Source organism: Bradyrhizobium sp. USDA 4454 (assembly GCF_054822705.1).
In genome coordinates, this window is sequence record NZ_JBTRCN010000001.1 from 5,670,422 (window position 1) to 5,688,527 (window position 18,106).

Consider the following 18,106-nt stretch of genomic DNA (forward strand, 5'->3'; position numbering starts at 1 on the left):
TGGCGCGGGGTCAGGCCGCGCTGGTGGAGAGGCGGCCCATCTCGCGCGCGACCAAGTCGCGGTAGGGGCCCCTGCCCTTCAGGAGGATATCGGGCGGACCGTCCTCGACGATCCGGCCGCCCTGCAGCACGACCACGCGGTCGAAGCTGCGCAGGGTCGCGAGGCGGTGCGCGATCGCGACCACCGTACGCCCGCGCATCAGCCGCGACAACGCCTCGCGGATCGCCTCCTCGGAGTCCGCATCGAGCGCCGCGGTGGCCTCGTCGAGCAGCAGGATCGGCGCATCCTTCAGGAAAGCGCGCGCGATCGCAATGCGCTGGCGCTGGCCGCCGGACACCTTGACGCCGCGGTCGCCGACGATGGTGTTCATGCCTTCGGGCAAGGTTTCGATGAAATCGCAGCGCGCCGCGATCGCCGCCCGCAACACCTCGTCGTCGGTGGCATCGGGCCTGCCGTAGCGGATGTTCTCCAGGATCGAACGGTGGAACAACGAGATATCCTGCGGCACCACCGAGATCGCCGCGCGCAGGCTCTGCTGGGTGACGCGCGAGATGTCCTGGCCGTCGATCGTGATGTTGCCCTGCTCGACATCGTAGAAGCGCTGCAGAAGGGTAAACAATGTTGACTTGCCACCGCCGGACTGGCCGACCAGCCCGACCCGCTGGCCTGGCTGGATGCGCAGGCTGAAGCGCTCGAACACCTGCAAGCCGCCGGGATAGCGGAACGAGACGTTGTTGAAGGCGATCGCCGCGCCGCTCTTGACCAGCGCCTCGGCTTCCGGATGGTCCTTCAGCTCATGCGGCTGCAGCAGCGTCGCCAGCGCCTCGGTCAGGCGCGCGACATGCTGGGTGACGTCGACCAGCGCAACGGCAAGGTCGCGGGTGGCGCTCAGGATAGAAATGCCCAGCGTACAGACCAGCACCACGTCGCCGGTGGTAGCCTGGCCCTGCTGCCAGAGCGAGAGCGCCCAGGCCAGCATCGCGATCGTCAGGATCACGGTCACGGCGGCGTGAATGAGGCGAAGCTTTTCGAGATAGCGCAGGGAACGGCCACGCGCGACGAGTTCCCGGTTCACGGTGGCGTCGAAGCGGTCGTGCTCATAGCCGAGGCCGCAGAACGCGCGCACCAGCGGTAAGTTGTTGATGACGTCAACCATCTCGCCATCGACGGCGGCCGCCCGGTTGGCGAAATCGTCATGCAGCGGCCGGCCCGCGGCGGCCATGCGGAACATTGCCACCACCATGGTTCCCGCGATCAGGATCAACACGGCTGACATTGTCAGGCTTACGGTCCCAACCAGGGTGATCGCGGCAAAGGTTGCGATGCATGGCGGCAACACGTTCCACACGAACATGTTCTCGACGGTGAAGACCGCGTTCGATGTCGCCGTGATCCGGCTGGTCAGCATGCCCGGCAGCCGGTCGGTGAAATAGCTCGGCGCGTGGCCGGTGAGATGGCGAAACATGTCGCGACGCAGGTCGCCGGTGACGCTGACAAAGGTGTAGCTCGCCGTCCAGCTCGCGATCCGCCACATGAAGTTGTCGGCAGCGATCAGCGACATGAGCAAAGCGAATGCCAGCCATACGCCATTTGCAGCCGACGGACCGGCCGACAGCGCGTCGACCAGATTCTTCACGCCGTATTGCGTGCCCACCGAACAGGCAACCGCCGCGACCACGGCCGACAAGATTACAACATGCGACGGAAGCCGCCGGCGCAGATAGCGCAGCACAAAGGGGAAGGGGCGATGCGCATATCCTGACAGATGGTCCATGACGTCCTGCAAAAGCTGTTGAAGGTGAACGAGAAAATTTTAGTCGAAGCTCTCGTGCACGATGACGTGAGGGGCGGCGGTGTGATTCCTTCGTGCAGCCATCACTGCGCAACAATTTTGCAACGCTGGCGTCGGCAAAAACGTGTTGGAGCGAGATGGCATCAGCAAGACCACAGTGTGATGGAAGAAAGAAGCCGGAATTCACACACCCATAAGGAACCTCGCACGTGCGAGAACGTTCCCGTCTTCGGCACATCAGTGCCATCACAGGGCAGAGGGGTCTGGTTCATTCCACATTACAAACAGGAGACGGAGAAATGCGCATCGCGCAGGTTGCCCCGCTGACGGAGGCTGTTCCCCCCAAACTCTACGGCGGCACCGAACGGGTCGTGCACTGGCTGACCGAAGAACTTGTAACACTTGGACATGACGTGACGTTGTTCGCCAGTGGCGATTCACAGACCTCCGCGAAGCTCGATGCGACCTGGCCGAAGGCACTGCGCCTCGACGGCTCCGTCCGCGATCCCAATGCGCTGCACATGGTGATGCTGGAGCGCGTCCGGCAGAAAGCCGACGACGAGGAGTTCGACTTCCTGCACTGCCATCTCGACTATTATCCATGGTCGCTGTTCACGCGGCAGCCGACGCCGTTCGTGACCACGCTGCACGGCCGGCTCGACCTGCCGGAGCATCAGCCGGTCTTCAACACTTTCTCCAAGGTCCCCGTCATCTCGATCTCCAACGCGCAGCGGCGGCCGGTGCCGCAGGCGAACTGGGTGCGCACCATCCATCACGGCCTGCCGGAGAATCTGCTGACGCCGCAACCGGCCAAGCCATCCTATCTGGCTGTGCTCGGGCGCATCGCGCCGGAGAAAGGCGTCGATCGTGCGATCAAGATCGCGACCCGCTGCGGCATTCCGCTGAAAATTGCGGCCAAGGTCGATCGCGCCGACCAGGAATATTACGATGAGTTGATCAAGCCTCAGATCACCAGCAATCCGCTGGTCGAGTTCATCGGCGAGATCAGCGACCGCGAGAAGCCGGACTTTCTCAGCGGCGCGATCGGGCTGCTGGTTCCGATCGACTGGCCGGAGCCGTTCGGCCTCGTGATGATCGAGGCGATGGCCTGCGGCACGCCCGTGATCGCCTATAACCGCGGCTCGGTCCCGGAGATCATCGAGGATGGCCTGACCGGCTTCATCGTCGAGGACGAGATCAGCGCGATCTCCTCGGTCGGCCGGCTGTCGACGCTCAACCGCGACGCGATCCGCAAGCAGTTCGAGACCCGCTTCACCGCGCGCCGGATGGCGCTCGACTATCTCGCCGCCTATCGCGGCCTGATGGAAGCCAAGCCGCGCTTCAAGCTCGTCTCGAGCGCCGAATAAGAGTTGCAGCGGCCGATCGAATGATCCGGCGGGCCGGCCGGCACTGTCCGTGGCGCTCCGTCGGGTCATTCGATTGCCAATAATACCGTCATGTCGGGCGGCGCAGCGCGCAGCGTCGCCGCGAAATGACATAGTCACGTCACCACCGTCCGCTTCGGCTCGACGATCTCGAACATCCGCGGGAATTCGTCCATCAGCCCCATCAATTCGCCGAGCCGCAGCGGATCGCCCGCCACCTCGATCTTGCCGGCACCGACGGCGTCCGGGAACGTGGTCAACTTGGCAATGACCTCGTCGAGCACGCTGCGCGCCAAGGTGAAGCCGGCATGCGCATCGGCGGCCTGCGCGCCCTTGACATAGGTCAGCGCCGAATTCTCGAGGTTGAGGACGAAGCTCTCCCCGGTATCGGTAAAGCTCCAGTTCAGCACGATGCGCTTGCCTTCGGCCTTGGGGCCGTTGAGGCGGATGCCGAGCACGTCCCAGAGCTGCTCGGTGCGAAGCGCTGCCAACGTCTCGCGCGGCATCGGCGAACGCGGTGGGGTCTTCGGCATGCCCTGCCGCAGCTCCTGGGCGCCGAACAGATAGGCGTTGCGCCAGGTCGAGCTTTCAGCTGCATAGCCGAGCTGCTCGAACGTATCAGCCAGCAATGCGCGCGCCGCCTGGTTGTCGGGCTCGGCGAACACGAGATGGCTGACGGCCTGCGCGACGAAGCGGAATTCGCCCTTGGCGAAGTCGGCCGCGGCGCGCTTTAGGATCCCAGCGGCGCCGCCCATATACTCGACATATTTCTTGCCGGCCTCGACCGGCGGCAAGGGATCGAGATTGACCGGATTGGCGTCGTACCAGCCGAGATACTTCTGGTAGATCGCCTTCACATTGTGCCTGATGTGGCCGTAATAGCCGCGGCCGTGCCAGGCCCCTTCGAGGCTCGAGGGCAGCCGGATCGTCTCGGCAATCTCCGCTGCGTTGAGGCCGTGGTTCATCAACCGGATGGTCTGGTCGTGCGCGTATTTGTAGAGATCGCGCTGCTCGCGGATCATGGTGTCGATCCGCTCCCGCCCCCAGACCGGCCAATGGTGCTGGCCGCACATCGCCTCCGCCTTGCCGCCCCACATCTGCAGGGCTTCGCCGAGATATTTCGACCATGCCAGCGCGTCGCGCACGTCGGCGCCGCGGAACGGCAGCAGATTGTGGAAATTGTGCGTGCAGTTCTCCGCGAGGTTGAGGAGCTTGTAGCGCGGGATGAAGAAGTGCATCTCCGCCGGCGCCTCGCTGTTCGGCGCCATCTGGAATTCGAATTCGACGCCGTCGATCACGCGCGTGTCGCCGGTCGCGATGATCAGGTCGGTCGGCCGCAGCAGCGCCACGCCGCCCGCCGCCATGGTCTTGCCGAGGCCGCAATCGACATGGCCGCGCACGCCCTTGGCGAGGAACGGACCGAACTGGTATTGCGCGCGGCGCAGCATTGCCGGCCCCGCGATGATGTTCTCGGAGACCGCGTGCTCCATGAAGAAGTTCGGCGCGATGATCGGCACGCCCGCCGTCAGCATGGCATCGTCGAGCACGCCGCGGGCACCGCCCCAATGGTCGGTGTGGGTATGGGTGAAGATGACGGCAGCAACCGGCCGCTTGCCGCGATGCTGGAAGTACAATTCCATCGCGGCGCGGGCGCCCTCGATCGAGGTCAGCGTATCCACGACGATCACGCCCTTGTCGCCCTCGATCAGCGTCATGTTGGCGATGTCGAGACCGCGCACTTGATAGACGCCCGGCACCACCTCGAATAGGCCGTGATGCATGTTGAGCCGCGACTGCCGCCACAGGCTCGGATCGACGGTCGCAGGCGCCTTCTCCTCGGACAGGAAGCTGTAGGGCTCGAGGCTCCAGACCACCCTGCCCTGCGCCGAGGTGACGCGCGCGTTCTCGACGGTGCCGACGAAGCCCCGCGCGGCGTCGTCGAAATCCCTGGTGTCGGCAAACGGCAGTGCCTTCAGCGTGGCCTCGTGCTGCGCGATCACCGACGCGGATGCCGCCTTCGGCCCTTCGTGCGGCGTTTCACCTGCATTCGTCTGGGTCATGCTCAAGCACTCCTGGTCAGGCGGACATCGGATTCGATCGTGCGTCGCTCAGCGGAACTGCACGCCGTCGAACTGGCCGTTGTTGCGCCAGCCATCGATATATTTGAAGTAGGCCAACGGGCCGGCCGGATAGCCGACATTGAGCTTGGCCGCGGGCCCCGGCTCGCGGCCCTCATTGTTGTAGTAGCCGGGCGTGCAATCGGGGCCTCCGATCATCCGGCCGACCGCGGTGAGCAGCAGCTCGACCCAGCGATCCTCGGCTTCCTTGCTGACCTCGATTTCCTTGAAGCCGTTGTCCTGCGCATGCGCGACCATCAGCGCGATGGTCCGCGCCGCTTCGGTCAGATTGTGCGGCACGTTTGAGATCAGATTGGCGCCCTGCGTCGGCTGCACGAAGAACACGTTGGGGAAGCCGTGCACATGAATGCCGTGCTTGGTGCGCATGCCGTGCGCCCAGTGCTCCGACAGCTTGACGCCGTCGCGACCAGTCAGATCGAAGCCCGCGCGGCGCTTGTACTCGGTGCCGACCTCGAAACCGGACGCATAGATGATGCAGTCGAGCGCATATTCCCTGCCCGCGACGACGATCCCGTTCTCCGTGATCTCCTCGACGCCCTTGCCGTCGGTATCGACCAGATGGGTGCCCGGCGTGTTGAAGGCCTGAAGGTAGGCGTCGTGGAAACATGGCCGCTTGCAGAGCTGGCCGTACCACGCCTTGAGATTCCTGGCGGTCTCGGGATCGCGGACGATGCTATCGACCCGGTTGCGGATCTCCTCCATCTTTTCGAAATCGGAATCCTCGAACACGGCACGCATGTTTTCCAGGGTGCGCTGCTCGCGCGGCAGCAGCATCACCTTGGCGCGGATCCGCTTCGACAGGTCGGTCCAGCCGTCCTGCACCAGATCTTCCTCGGCCGATCCACCGGCCTGATTGGCGGTGAAATTCTCCAGCCAGCGCTGTTGCCAGCCCGGCGTCGCGATACCGGCAAACCAGTCGGGATCGATCGGGCCGTTGCCGCGCACGTCGACCGACGACGGCGTGCGCTGGAACACGTAGAGCTCCTTGCAGGCACGCGCGAGGTGCGGAATGCACTGCACCGACGTTGCGCCGGTGCCGATGATGCCGACGCGCTTGTCGGCGCGCTTCTCCATCAACGCGCCCCGGGGATCGCCACCGGTGTAGTCGTAGTCCCAGCGGCTGGTGTGGAACGAGTGGCCCTTGAAGCGCTCGATGCCGGGAATGCCGGGCAGCTTCGGCACATGCAGCGGGCCGGTGCCGATGCCGACATATTGCGCGGTGAAGGCATCGCCCCTGGTGGTGCGGATGATCCAGCGCGATTGCGCCGCATCCCAATCGAGGCTCGTCACCTCGGTGTGAAACAGCGCGTTGTCGTAGAGATTGAACTGCCGGCCGATCCGCTGGCAGTGCGCCAGAATCTCGGGCGCATGCGCGTATTTCTCCGACGGCATGTGGCCGGTCTCTTCCAGCAGCGGCATGTAGACCATCGACGCGGTGTCGCATTGCGCGCCGGGATATCGGTTCCAATACCAGGTGCCGCCGAAATCGCCGCCCTTCTCGATAATGCGCACGTCCTTGATGCCGGCTTCGGTCAGCCGCGCCGCGGTGGCGAGCCCGGCAAAACCGCCGCCGATGAAGGCGAAGGTGACGTGATCGGTCTTCGGCGTGCGCTCCACCACCGGCGTGTAGGGATCGTCGAGATAATGCGCGAGCCGGCCCTTGATCTGGAGATACTGGTCGTTGCCGTCGGGACGCAGCCGCTTGTTGCGCTCATGCTGATACTTCAGGCGCAGCCGCTCCTTGTCGATCGCGGCGGGCTTTGCATCGGCTTGCTCGGTCATCGTCATCGAAAGGGCGCCTCGCTCCAGCGGTTCTTTGTCCTTGTTCCCGCCAGATAAGCCGATATCGACACGATTTGCCATACTCATCATCGCAAGCCGGTGAAGACCGCCGCGGCACCACTAGTCATGCGACGTCGACCCCGTATCGCGATAGGCCCACAGGCATTCACGCGGCAAGGCGACCTGTGCCTCGACGCCGACCTGATGGCGCGCGGCGGTGCCGAGCTCGATCGCTTCCAGCCGCTTGCCGAACAGCTCGAGGCCGTAGGCGGTCTGGGTGCCATGGTAGCGACGGTCGAGCACCTTTGCCGAGAATGTATTGGCGCCATCGGGCCGGCCGATCGCGATGTTCTCGGGCCGCAGCGCCACGCGCACCTTCTCATCCGGCGCCAGCGGCTGGAACAGGACGACCTCGCCGCGCCGGCCGTCGCCGAAATCGACTAAGCCATATCCATCGTTGCAGGCGACGAGCCGGCCGGCGAGCTCGTTGGTGGCGCCGGTGAAATTGGCGATGAACAGATCGGCCGGACGGTTGTAGATCACGTCGGGCGTGTCCATCTGCAGAAGCTTGCCGTCGCGCATCACGCCGATCCGGTCGCCAAGCACGACTGCCTCCGCCTGATCATGGGTGACATAGAGCGCGGTCATCCCGGTCTGCTTGAGAATGACGCGAAGGTCGTCGCGCAGCCGCAGCCGCAACTTGGCATCGAGGTTCGACAGCGGCTCGTCGAGCAACAGCAGTTGCGGCCGGTACACCATGCTGCGCGCCAGCGCGACGCGCTGCATCTGTCCGCCGGACAGCGCCACCACCGGTCGATCGGCATAGTCGGATAGCCCGACCAACTCCAGCGCCTCCTCGACCATGCGGGCGGCATCGGTGCGCCCGACGGTGCGGTGCTTCAATGGATAGCTCACATTCTGCCGCACCGTCATGTGCGGCCACACCGCATAGGATTGGAACACCATGCCGAGGTTGCGCGCGCGGGGCGGCACCAGGATGCCGCGGTCCGGTGCCGACACCACGCGACCGGAAATGCTGATCTCCCCACCGGTCGGATGCTCGAGCCCGGCGACGCAGCGCAATGTCGTGGTCTTGCCGCAGCCGGATGGTCCGAGCAGCACCACGATCTCGCCGGCCGGCACGCCAAAGCTGACGCCGTCGACCGCAGGGCGGCCGATCGCAAACTGCTTCCTGAGATCGCTGACCTCGAGCGTCGCCGTCATCGCTGCACCATCAGCCTATTGCCGATACCCGTACGTCTTGTCCCATTCCGCCACCCACGCCGCATGCAGCTTCACATACTCGTCGAAGTTCGGATACCAGAGCTTGACCGCCTTGGGATCGAACCCTTCCGGATATGCCGGCGGCGCCTTCAGGGACGTGAGATTGCCGAGTTCCTTGATCATGAAGGTCTGCCCTTCCTTGGACAGGCTCCAGTTCAGGAAACAGCTTGGCCGCGTTGGGATGCGCTGCGGTCTTCGGTATGCCGCTCGCATAGGGATTGACCGGCGCGCCCTCGGGCGGAAAGAAGATCTCGATCGGCGCGCCGTCCTTCTTTTTTTGATAGATCACGTTGTAAAGCAGCGGCGCGATCGCGATCTCGCCGCGTACCAGGGCATCGGCGGTCGGCGCGCCGGAGGGATACAGCACGGGATGGGTCGCGGCCTGCTTGGCCCAGTAATCCTCGCCGAGCACCTGGCGCTCGAACATGATTCGGGTCCAGGTGGTGCCGCCGGACTGCGCGAACACCTGGCCGATCAACTTGTCATATTGCGGCTTGGTCAGATCCATCCAGGATTTCGGCGGATCCTTCACCAGCTCGGTGTTGTAGCCGATCGACCATGCGATCGTGGCGCGCGGCCAGAGCTTTGGCGAGATCAGCGCGTGCGGGTCATAGTCGGCCGCGTTCGGCGGCGCGTATTCCTGGAAAAGGTCCTCCAGCGGCTGCATCAGCGCGCGGTCGGAATGGTCGACCACATCTGCGATCAGCTTGCCGGCGGCCGCCTCGGTCTTCACGCGGGTGATGAGCTGGCCGCCGGGCGCGCGGACCATCTCGACCTTGATCTCCGGAAAGCGCTTGTTGAAGGCCTTGATGACCTGCTGCTCGATCTCAGCGAAATTCGCGGTGTAGAATACGAGCTTGCCCTCGGCCTTGGCGGCCGCGATCAATTCCGCCGGGCCGAACTCCTGTGCCCGTGCCGCCGGCGCCAGCGTGAGCGTCGCGACACTTCCCAGCACCAGCGTGGTGAAGGTTCGTCTGTCCATCGTCAATCCCTCCCGCATTCCTGTTATCCGGTCCGTGCGACGTTGCCCTGCGCAGCCCCGCGCGACAGCCAGTTGGCGCCGCCGATCAGGACACCGAGGAGCACGGTTTGCACCAGGCTGAAGGCCGCGGTCTTTCCGATATTGCCGCCTTCGTAATAGTCGAGCAGCAGCACCGACATCACCATGGTGTTGCTGGTGTAGAGGAACAGCGACGAGCCGAGCTCGCGGATCGCCAGCACGAACAGCAGCGTCATTGACGCCAGCACGCCCGGCCGCGCCAGCGGCAGCACGATCGAGGTGATGGTGCCAAGCACGCCCCGGCCGCAGACCCAGGCGGCTTCCTCGAGCTCGCGATGGATCTGCAGGAACGAGGTCGACAGCGCCTTCACGGTGTCGGGCATGAAGCGCGCGATGAAGGCGAGCGCGAGGATCCAGATCGTGCCGTAAAGCCCGCCGGGCACGCCGATCCAGGCCCAGAGATAGGCGACACCGACCACCAGCCCGGGGATCGCGACCGGCAACGTCGAGATCAGGTCGATGGCGCCGCGCCCGGCGACACGGGTGCGATGGATGGTGTAGCCGATCGCGAAGGCGAGCGCGCCGCCGACGACTGCGGTGATGATCCCGACCTCGAGCGCGTTGTAAATCGACTTCATCGTCAGCGGATTGTCGAAGATGCTCTCGAAATGCATCAGCGAATATTGCCGCATGTCGAACAGGCTGGCGGCGTCGCGGATGAACATGAACTTGCGGAACGCCGCGACGATCAGCGCCAGCGACGGCAGCACCACGACGACGAGGAGATAGACGATCCCGAGCCCGAAGGTGAGCCAGCGCCACGGCCCGAGATCGAGGCTGCGCGGCCGGAACGCCTTGCCGGCGACGGTGGTGTAGCTGCGGCCGCTGAGCAGCTTCTGCTGCAGATAGACCAACAGCCCCGTGACCACCATCAGGATGATCGCGACCGCGGCCGCGGTGTTGTAGAGCGGCGGCGACCAGTTGGTGAGCTTGAAGATGTAGGTCGTGAGCACGTTCAGGTTGGTCGGCGCGCCGAGCACGGCCGGAATACCGTAGATGCCGAGCATCACGATGAACGACAGCAGCATGCCCGAGGCGATCGCCGGCATGATCAGCGGGAACGTCACCGTGAACAGCGTCGCGAACGCGCTGGCGCCGGAGATCTCCGCGGCCTCCTCCAGGCTCGGATCCATGTTGCGCAGCGCCGAGGCGGTGAACATGTAGACATAGGGCGCGTAGTAGATGCCGAACACGAACACCATGCCCCACATCGAATAGAGATCGATGCGCAGGTCGGAGCCGATCCACTTGAACATCGTGTTGATCAACCCGGTCTTCGGCGAGCCGAGGATCGCCCAGGCCACGCCCGCTACCAGCGGCGGGGCGAACAGCGGCAGGATGCTGGCCGCGGCGATGAAGCCCTTGAACGGCGTGTTGGTGCGCACCACGATCCAGGAGAACAACAGCCCGATCGCGACCGCGATCACGGTGCCGCCGCCGCAGGCGATCAGCGTGTTGATCAGCGCTTCGCCGACATTCGGATTGGCGAGCACCGCGAGGAAATTGGTGATCGACAGATGGCCCAGGCTGAGGCGTATGCCGTCAACCACCGGATTGGTGTCGGTGAGGGCGCCGAGCAGCAGCATAAGGACGGGATAGATGACCAGGAAGCTGAGGATCGCCAGCAATACCGCGACCCAGAGACCGGTAAGCGCGCGGCGCCGGGTGGCTTCACCGGCGCTTCGCATGGCTTCGCTGCGCCGGTCGCTCGGTCCGTGCAATGCGCGCTTCCCCTGTTGCGGCCCGATCTGACGTCGCGCCTGCTCGTATGCCAAGGGTAGTCGATCGTGCCTGCGACGCAAGCTATCCGAAAGTCGTCTGCGTGCGGTTGTGTGACACACTGCGGGAACACGCGTTCGATTGATCCCGCTCACGCATCCCAATTTCATCGTCGTCCCGGTCCTCGCCGCGACCACAATGAGGATCGGTCTCGATTCAATTGGCACACTCTCGGTGTCATCACCCGCGAAAGCGGGTGATCCAGTATCCAGAGACGGTTGTGCTTGAGCGGAGAAGCCGCGGCGTACTGGATCGCCCGGTCGAGCCGGGCGATGACAGTTGAGGATGGAATATAGCATCGCATTCTCGCGACATGATTGTCCGAGTCTTGCTGTTCGTTCCGCCCTCTCCGTTGGTGAGGGCGCAGGGAAAGCCGGGTGCCGATCGCACCCATGGGCCCCGTGCATAAGGTAGAAAGCACGGGGGGTAGGACCACAGGTGTAACCGGAAACAACCCGGCTTTCCCTGCGCGATGGGTTACGGCTTATACGTGCTCTCCCCGGCGAGACTGGGCTTTGTTGTCACCGTCTTCGCAACGCGCATTGCGCAATCGGAAAAGACACCTACCACTAGGGCGTCAGGCCTGCACGACTTCGCCGTCCGCCTTGCGTGCTCTCGTCAGGCCACGCGCAGCGTCCACCGCATCTCGACCCGCGTTCGTGACGACCGCGAAGCGCCCCTCGTGTCGGGCGAGACGGGCATATTGAACATCTGAGTTGGGGTGCGCGTCAAGAATTAATTCTGAAAAAACGAAGAAACTTCGCCGTGTGCTTCTCCCCTCGGTACGAGCGTGCCGGCGCGCCCGGCAAGGCCGCTTCGCATACGCATCATGCAATGGCGCGACTGGGGAACAGGAAGCCCGCGTAGTACATGGCGTCCCGGAGACGTTTCAGACATGCTCGAGAAGACCCCGACCACCGCGACAGCGGCGCCGATCACAGATGGGTTGCCTTGGGAGACCCGGCGCTGGGCGGTGGCCGCGATCTTCACCGCACTGGCGATGGCCTCGCTTGACACCGCGATCGCCAACATCGCGCTGCCCGCGATCGCGAGCGATCTGCATGTCAGCCCTGCGGAAGTGGTCTGGGTCGTCAACGTCTACCAGATCGCCCTGGTCGCAACGCTGCTGCCTCTCGGCGCGCTCGGCGAGATCGTCGGCCACCAGCGGATCTATCTCGGCGGCCTGCTGCTGTTCACATTGGCGTCCCTCGGCTGCGCGCTGGCGTGGTCGCTGCCGAGCCTGCTGGTCGCGCGCACCCTGCAGGGGCTCGGCGCCAGCGGTCTGATGAGCGTCAACACCGCGCTGGTCCGCTTCGTCTATCCAAGCAAGATGCTCGGCCGCGGCTTCGGCCACAATGCACTCGTGGTCGCGACCGCCTTTACGCTGGGGCCGACGATCGCCTCCGGCATCCTCGCGCTCGGCCCATGGCCCTGGCTGTTCGCCGTCAACATTCCATTCGGCATCGTCGCGTTGCTGATCGGCCTGAAGACGTTGCCGAAGACGCCGCGCGCCACCCACGCCTTCGACTTCACCGGCGCGGCGCTCGCCTGCGCCTGCCTCGGCCTGTTCATCATCGGCATCGGCAGCGCCGCCCACAAGACAGCGCCCGCGCTTGTGATCGCAGAGCTGGTCGGCGCCGTCGTATTCGGCTGGATCCTGACCCGGCGGCATGCCGATCATCCGGCGCCGATGCTGCCGATCGATCTGTTCCGCCGGCCGATCTTCGCGCTGTCGGCCGCGACCGCGGTCTGCTCATTCGCCGTGCAGGGCCTCGCCTTCGTGTCGCTGCCGTTCTACTTCGAGGACATACTACACCGCTCGCAGGTCGAGACCGGCTTCTTCATGACGCCGTGGCCCCTGGTGGTCGCCTTCATGGCGCCGATCGGCGGCCGGCTGTCGGACCGCTATCCGGCCGGCATCCTCGGCGGCATCGGCATGCTGCTGCTCGGGCTCGGCATGGTGCTGCTGGCGACCCTGCCGACGGAGCCCAGCGTCGCCAACATCGTCTGGCGCACCATGGTCTGCGGCATCGGGTTCGGGTTCTTCCAGACCCCCAACATGAAGGCGATCATGTCGAGCGCGCCGTCGCATCGCAGCGGCAGCGCCAGCGGCATCGTCGCGACCGCGCGGCTGACCGGCCAGACCACCGGCGCCGCCCTCGCCGCGCTCTGCTTCGCATTGGCCGACCGCGAGGGCGCAACCGTGGCGCTGGCGCTGGGTGCCGGGTTTGCCGCGCTCGGCAGCGTCATGAGCTTCCTGCGCCTCGCCGTCACCTCACCGCAAAAGACATGACAGGCATGTCGCGCGCGAGGGCGCGACCAAAACACCGCGCTATCAACTTTCTTCCGCGCTGCAAACGCGTTTTCTTGATTTGAACCGTTCCAGTTTCAAGGCCAACATCGCGCCGGAGTCCGATCGGAGGATTGGACCATTCAGGGGATCGCGATGGCAAACCTCAAAATCAACGGCAAGACAATCACAGTAGACGTCGAGGACGACACGCCCCTGCTCTGGGCGATCAGGGAAAATGTCGGACTGACGGGAACCAAATACGGCTGCGGCATTGCACAATGCGGCGCCTGCACCGTGCATGTCGACGGCGTCGCGATGCGCTCCTGCGGCGTCACGGTGAGCGAAGTGGCCGGCAAGGAAATCACCACCATCGAGGGTCTCGCGGCGAACGGCGCGATGCACAAGGTGCAGCTCGCCTGGATCGCGAACGACGTGCCGCAATGCGGCTATTGCCAGAGCGGCATGATCATGGCGGTCGCGGCGCTGCTGAAGGACAATCCGAAGCCATCCGACGACGACATCAACGACGCCATCACCAATATCTGCCGCTGCGGCACCTTCCAGCAGGTGCGCGAGGCGATCCATGCTGCCGCGAACGCGTGAGGAGGCAGGGATGAATCAGCACGTGACGCCCAAACTCAACCGCCGCGCCTTCGTGATCGGCACGGCAGCCGCCGGCGCCGGCCTCGCGCTCGGCCTCGACCTGCCGTTCGGCGGCCCCGCGGTGGTGCGCGCCGCTGACGGTGCCCCCGAGATCAACGCCTGGGTGGTGATCCGGCCCGACGACACCGTGGTGATCCGCATCGCCCGCTCCGAGATGGGCCAGGGCACGCTCACCGGCCTCGCCCAGCTCGTCGCCGAAGAGCTGGAATGCGACTGGTCGAAGGTCACCACCGAATATCCGACGCCCGGCCAGAGCGTCGCCCGCAAGCGCGCCTGGGGCGATTTCTCCACCGGCGGCAGCCGCGGAATCCGTACTTCGCAGGACTATGTCCGCAAGGGCGGCGCCACCGCCCGCGTGATGCTGATCCAGGCCGCGGCCAATGAATGGAAGGTGCCGGCCACGGAGTGCAAGGTCTCCAACGGCGTCATCACCCATACCCCGTCGGGCAAGACCACGACCTACGGCAAGGTCGCGGAGGCCGCCGCCAAGCTCGAACCGCCGGCCGACGTCAAGCTGAAGGACCCGAAGGACTGGACCATCGCCGGCAAGGGCCTGAAGCGGCTCGACACCGTCGACAAGACCACCGGCAAGATGATCTACGGCATCGACGTCAAGCTGCCGGGCATGCTGAACGCCGCGATCAAGGATTGCCCGGTGTTCGGCGGCAAGGTGAAGAGCTTTGACGAAGCCAAGATCGCGGGCATGAAGGGCGTCACGAAGGTGGTGCCGGTCGGCGACAGCGCGGTTGCGGTCGTCGCCGACACCTGGTGGCACGCCAAGACCGCACTCGATGCGCTGCCGATCGTCTGGGACGAAGGCGACAACGCAAAAGTCTCCAGCGAGACCATCGCGAAGTGGCTGGCCGAAGGGCTCGACAATGCGCAGCCGGCCTATGTCGGCAACCAGAATGGCGACGCCAAGGCGGCGATCGCCAGCGCGGCCAAGAAGGTGGAAGCTGTCTACAGCTACCCCTACCAGAACCACGCCACGATGGAGCCGATGAACGCCACCGCGCTCTACACGCCGGACAAATGCGAGGTGTGGTGCGGCACGCAGAATGGCGAGGCCGCGTTCGCCGCGGCGCTCGAGGCCTCCGGCCTGCCGGCCGACAAGGTCGACGTGCACAAGCTGATGCTCGGCGGCGGCTTCGGCCGGCGCGGCATGACTGACTATGTGCGGCAGGCGGTGGCGATCGCCAAGCAGATGCCGGGCACGCCGATCAAGCTGTTGTGGTCGCGCGAAGAGGATATGCAGCACGGCAAATATCACCCGATCACGCAGTGCAAGCTGACCGGCGCGTTCGATGCCGACAACAATCTGGTCGCGCTGCATTACCGGCTGTCGGGTCAATCCATCCTGTTCTCGCTACGCCCGGAAGCGCTGCAGAACGGCATGGACCCCGCCGCGTTCCAGGGCGTCGCGCAATCCGGCGAGGCTGCGATCGGCTATTCGGTGCCGAACCTGCTGGTCGAGCATGCCATGCGCAATCCGCACGTGCCGCCCGGCTTCTGGCGTGGCGTGAACGTCAATCACAACGCGATCTACATGGAATGCTTCATGGACGAGCTGGCCCTGGCCGCAGGCCAGGACCCGCTCGAATTCCGCCGCAAGCTGATGGGCAAGCATCCCAAGCACCTCGCGGTGCTCAATGCCGTGGCCGAGAAGATCGGCTGGGGCACGCCGGCGCCGCAGGGCGTTTATCGCGGCATCGCTCAGGTGATGGGCTACGGCAGCTATGTTGCCGGCGCCGCCGAGATCTCGGTGACCGACGGCAGCAAGATCAAGGTGCATCGCATCGTCGCCTCCACCGATCCCGGCTATGTCGTCAATCCGGCGCAGGTGGAGCGGCAGATCGCGGGCTCGTTCGTCTATGGCCTCAGCGCGCTGTTCTACGGCGGCTGCACCGTGAAGGACGGCCGCATCGAGCAGACCAATTTCGACACCTACAACTCGATGCGCATCAACGAAATGCCCAAGGTGGAATCGGTGATGGTGCCGAGCGGCGGGTTCTGGGGCGGCGTCGGCGAGCCGACCATCGGCGTTGCGGCGCCGGCGGTGCTCAACGCCTATTTTGCGGCAACGGGAAAGCGCATCCGCTCCTTCCCGCTGCGCAACCAGAACATCTCCTTCGCCTGATCAAACCCGAAGCGGCGGCCCGACCGGCCGCCGCTTCATTGTTTCCGGATTGTCGTGCATGGCCGTCTCGCGTCATCAGACGCGCAGGGATGTGATCCGTGGCGCCGCTGCCGTCGCAGCAGCGGCCGCACTGGCGCGTCCGGCGCTGGCGCAGGCCGCGCCGCGCATTGCGGTGATCGGCGGCGGTTTCGGTGGCGCGGCCTGCGCGCGCGCACTGCGGCGGCTCGATGCCAAGCTCCAGATCACGCTGATCGAGCCGAACAAGATTTTCACCGCCTGCCCGTTCAGCAACGAGGTGATCGCGGGCCTGCGCGAACTTTCGGCCCAGCAATTCAGCTACGACAGGGTTGCGGCCGACGGCATCACCGTCGCCGCGCAGGCGGCCACCAAGGTCGATGCGCAGGCGCGCAGCATCACGCTCTCCGACGGCATGACGCTGTCCTACGACCGGCTCGTGCTCGCCCCCGGCATCGACATGCACTTCGGCGCCCTGCCCGGCTATGACGAAGGCGCTGCCGAGAAGATGCCGCATGCCTGGAAGGCCGGCGCGCAGACCCTGCTGCTGCGCAGGCAGCTCGAGGCCATGGACGACGGCGGCGTCGTCGTGATCGCGGTGCCGGCCGCGCCGCTGCGCTGTCCGCCGGCGCCTTACGAGCGCGCCAGCCTGATTGCGCATTACCTGAAGGCGAACAAGCCGAAGTCGAAAATCCTGGTGCTCGACGCCAAGGACAATTATTCGCAGCAGAAGCTGTTCGAGAAAGCCTGGACAGAACTCTATCCCGGCATGATCGAGCGGATCGCGCTGTCGCAGGGCGGCCGGGTGACGTCGGTCGATCCGGCGACCAATGAGATCGTCACCGACTTCGGCAATTACACCGCGGCGGTTGCCAACGTGATCCCGCCGCACAAGGCCGGTCGCATCGCCGAGATCGCCGGCGCCGCCGACCACACCGGCTGGTGCCCGATCGATCCCGTGACCTTTGCCTCGAAGCTCGTCCCCAACATCCATGTCATCGGCGACGCCGCGATTGCCGGCGGCATTCCGAAATCCGCTTCCGCCGCGGCGGCGCAGGGACGCGCCTGTGCAGCCGCGATTGTGAATTCACTTGCAGGCAAGGCGCCGGAGATGCCGCGGCTCGATGGCGCCTGCTACAACACGGTCGCTCCCGGCTACGCCTTCTCGCTGAAGGGCATCTATCAACCGAAGGAGGATCAATACGCCGAGGCCGAGGTCACCACGAGCCCGGTCGATGCGCCGCGCGAGGTGCGCCAGCGCGAGGCCGATCAGGCGCTCGACTGGTTCAAAGCCATCACGGGAGATGCATTTGGCTAGGCGTTCCCTCATCGCATTGCTCGCCGCGGCTGCATTCGCGGCCTGCGCGTCCGCCGGCGCCGAGGAACTGCGGCCCTACACCATCGTCGGCGATGCGATTCCGGTCTCGCTGACGGGAACCAGTGGTGATGCCACGCGCGGCCGTGCGCTGGTCGTCGAGCGTTCCTCCACTTGCATCCTCTGCCACAGCGGCCCATTTCCCGAGCAGGCGTTCCAGGGTGACCTCGCGCCCAATCTCGCGGGCAGCGGCGGCCGCTGGTCGGAGGGACAATTGCGGCTCCGGCTGGTCGATGCATCGCACCTCAATACGGCGACGATCATGCCGTCCTACTATCGCGTCGACGGGCTCACCCGCGTCGGCAATGCGTGGCGCGGCAAGCCGATCCTGTCGGCGGAGCAGATCGAGGATATCGTGGCTTATCTTGTGACGCTGCGGAACTAGCGCTTGATCCGGAAAGGT

General features: G+C 65.1%; 12 protein-coding genes. 6 read left to right on the forward strand and 6 right to left on the reverse strand.

All coding sequences use genetic code 11. The features are described 5' to 3' along the window. Positions 1–10: 10 nt before the first annotated feature. Positions 11–1,774, reverse strand: a complete 1,764-nt coding sequence (locus ACVIW0_RS26365; RefSeq protein ID WP_461355004.1) for an ABC transporter ATP-binding protein — start codon at positions 1,772–1,774, stop codon at positions 11–13. A 317-nt stretch (positions 1,775–2,091) separates the two neighbouring features. Between ACVIW0_RS26365 and ACVIW0_RS26370 the strand changes: the two genes are divergently transcribed. Beyond that, positions 2,092–3,159, forward strand: a complete 1,068-nt coding sequence (locus ACVIW0_RS26370) for a glycosyltransferase family 4 protein (protein WP_461355005.1) — start codon at positions 2,092–2,094, stop codon at positions 3,157–3,159. Positions 3,160–3,293: 134 nt separating this feature from the next. On the opposite strand, the gene ACVIW0_RS26375 is transcribed toward ACVIW0_RS26370, so the two are convergent. From ACVIW0_RS26375 to ACVIW0_RS26395, 5 genes are all read right to left on the reverse strand, one after another. Further along, the gene (locus ACVIW0_RS26375; RefSeq protein WP_461355006.1) at positions 3,294–5,237 is read right to left on the reverse strand and encodes an alkyl/aryl-sulfatase; all 1,944 of its coding nucleotides are present in this window, start codon (positions 5,235–5,237) and stop codon (positions 3,294–3,296) included. 48 nt (positions 5,238–5,285) lie between these two features. Further along, positions 5,286–7,103 carry a flavin-containing monooxygenase gene (locus tag ACVIW0_RS26380; RefSeq protein ID WP_461355007.1) on the reverse strand — a complete coding sequence of 606 codons (1,818 nt, stop codon included), beginning with the start codon at positions 7,101–7,103 and terminating at the stop codon, positions 5,286–5,288. A 114-nt stretch (positions 7,104–7,217) separates the two neighbouring features. Next, positions 7,218–8,321, reverse strand: a complete 1,104-nt coding sequence (locus ACVIW0_RS26385; RefSeq protein WP_461355008.1) for an ABC transporter ATP-binding protein — start codon at positions 8,319–8,321, stop codon at positions 7,218–7,220. 10 nt (positions 8,322–8,331) lie between these two features. Continuing rightward, a complete protein-coding gene (locus ACVIW0_RS26390; protein WP_461355009.1) occupies positions 8,332–9,363 on the reverse strand; it encodes an extracellular solute-binding protein in 1,032 nt (343 codons plus the stop codon). Between the two features lie 23 nt (positions 9,364–9,386). Further along, on the reverse strand, positions 9,387–11,129 hold the full coding sequence (locus ACVIW0_RS26395) for an ABC transporter permease (protein WP_461355010.1): 1,743 nt from the start codon (positions 11,127–11,129) through the stop codon (positions 9,387–9,389). 986 nt (positions 11,130–12,115) lie between these two features. Here ACVIW0_RS26395 and ACVIW0_RS26400 point away from each other — a divergent pair. The 5 genes from ACVIW0_RS26400 to soxX all read left to right on the forward strand — a co-directional run bounded on the left by ACVIW0_RS26400 (position 12,116) and on the right by soxX (position 18,088). Further along, positions 12,116–13,513, forward strand: coding sequence for an MFS transporter (locus ACVIW0_RS26400; protein WP_461355011.1), 1,398 nt, complete (start codon positions 12,116–12,118; stop codon positions 13,511–13,513). Between the two features lie 153 nt (positions 13,514–13,666). After that, on the forward strand, positions 13,667–14,116 hold the full coding sequence (locus ACVIW0_RS26405) for a (2Fe-2S)-binding protein (protein WP_461355012.1): 450 nt from the start codon (positions 13,667–13,669) through the stop codon (positions 14,114–14,116). 10 nt (positions 14,117–14,126) lie between these two features. Beyond that, positions 14,127–16,313 carry a xanthine dehydrogenase family protein molybdopterin-binding subunit gene (locus ACVIW0_RS26410; RefSeq protein WP_461355013.1) on the forward strand — a complete coding sequence of 729 codons (2,187 nt, stop codon included), beginning with the start codon at positions 14,127–14,129 and terminating at the stop codon, positions 16,311–16,313. Positions 16,314–16,371: 58 nt separating this feature from the next. Further along, complete coding sequence (locus ACVIW0_RS26415) at positions 16,372–17,646, forward strand: FCSD flavin-binding domain-containing protein (RefSeq protein ID WP_461355014.1); 1,275 nt, start codon at positions 16,372–16,374, stop codon at positions 17,644–17,646. Then, positions 17,633–18,088, forward strand: coding sequence for a sulfur oxidation c-type cytochrome SoxX (gene soxX / locus ACVIW0_RS26420; protein WP_461355015.1), 456 nt, complete (start codon positions 17,633–17,635; stop codon positions 18,086–18,088). The genes ACVIW0_RS26415 and soxX overlap by 14 nt, the downstream gene beginning before the upstream one ends. Positions 18,089–18,106: the final 18 nt, after the last annotated feature.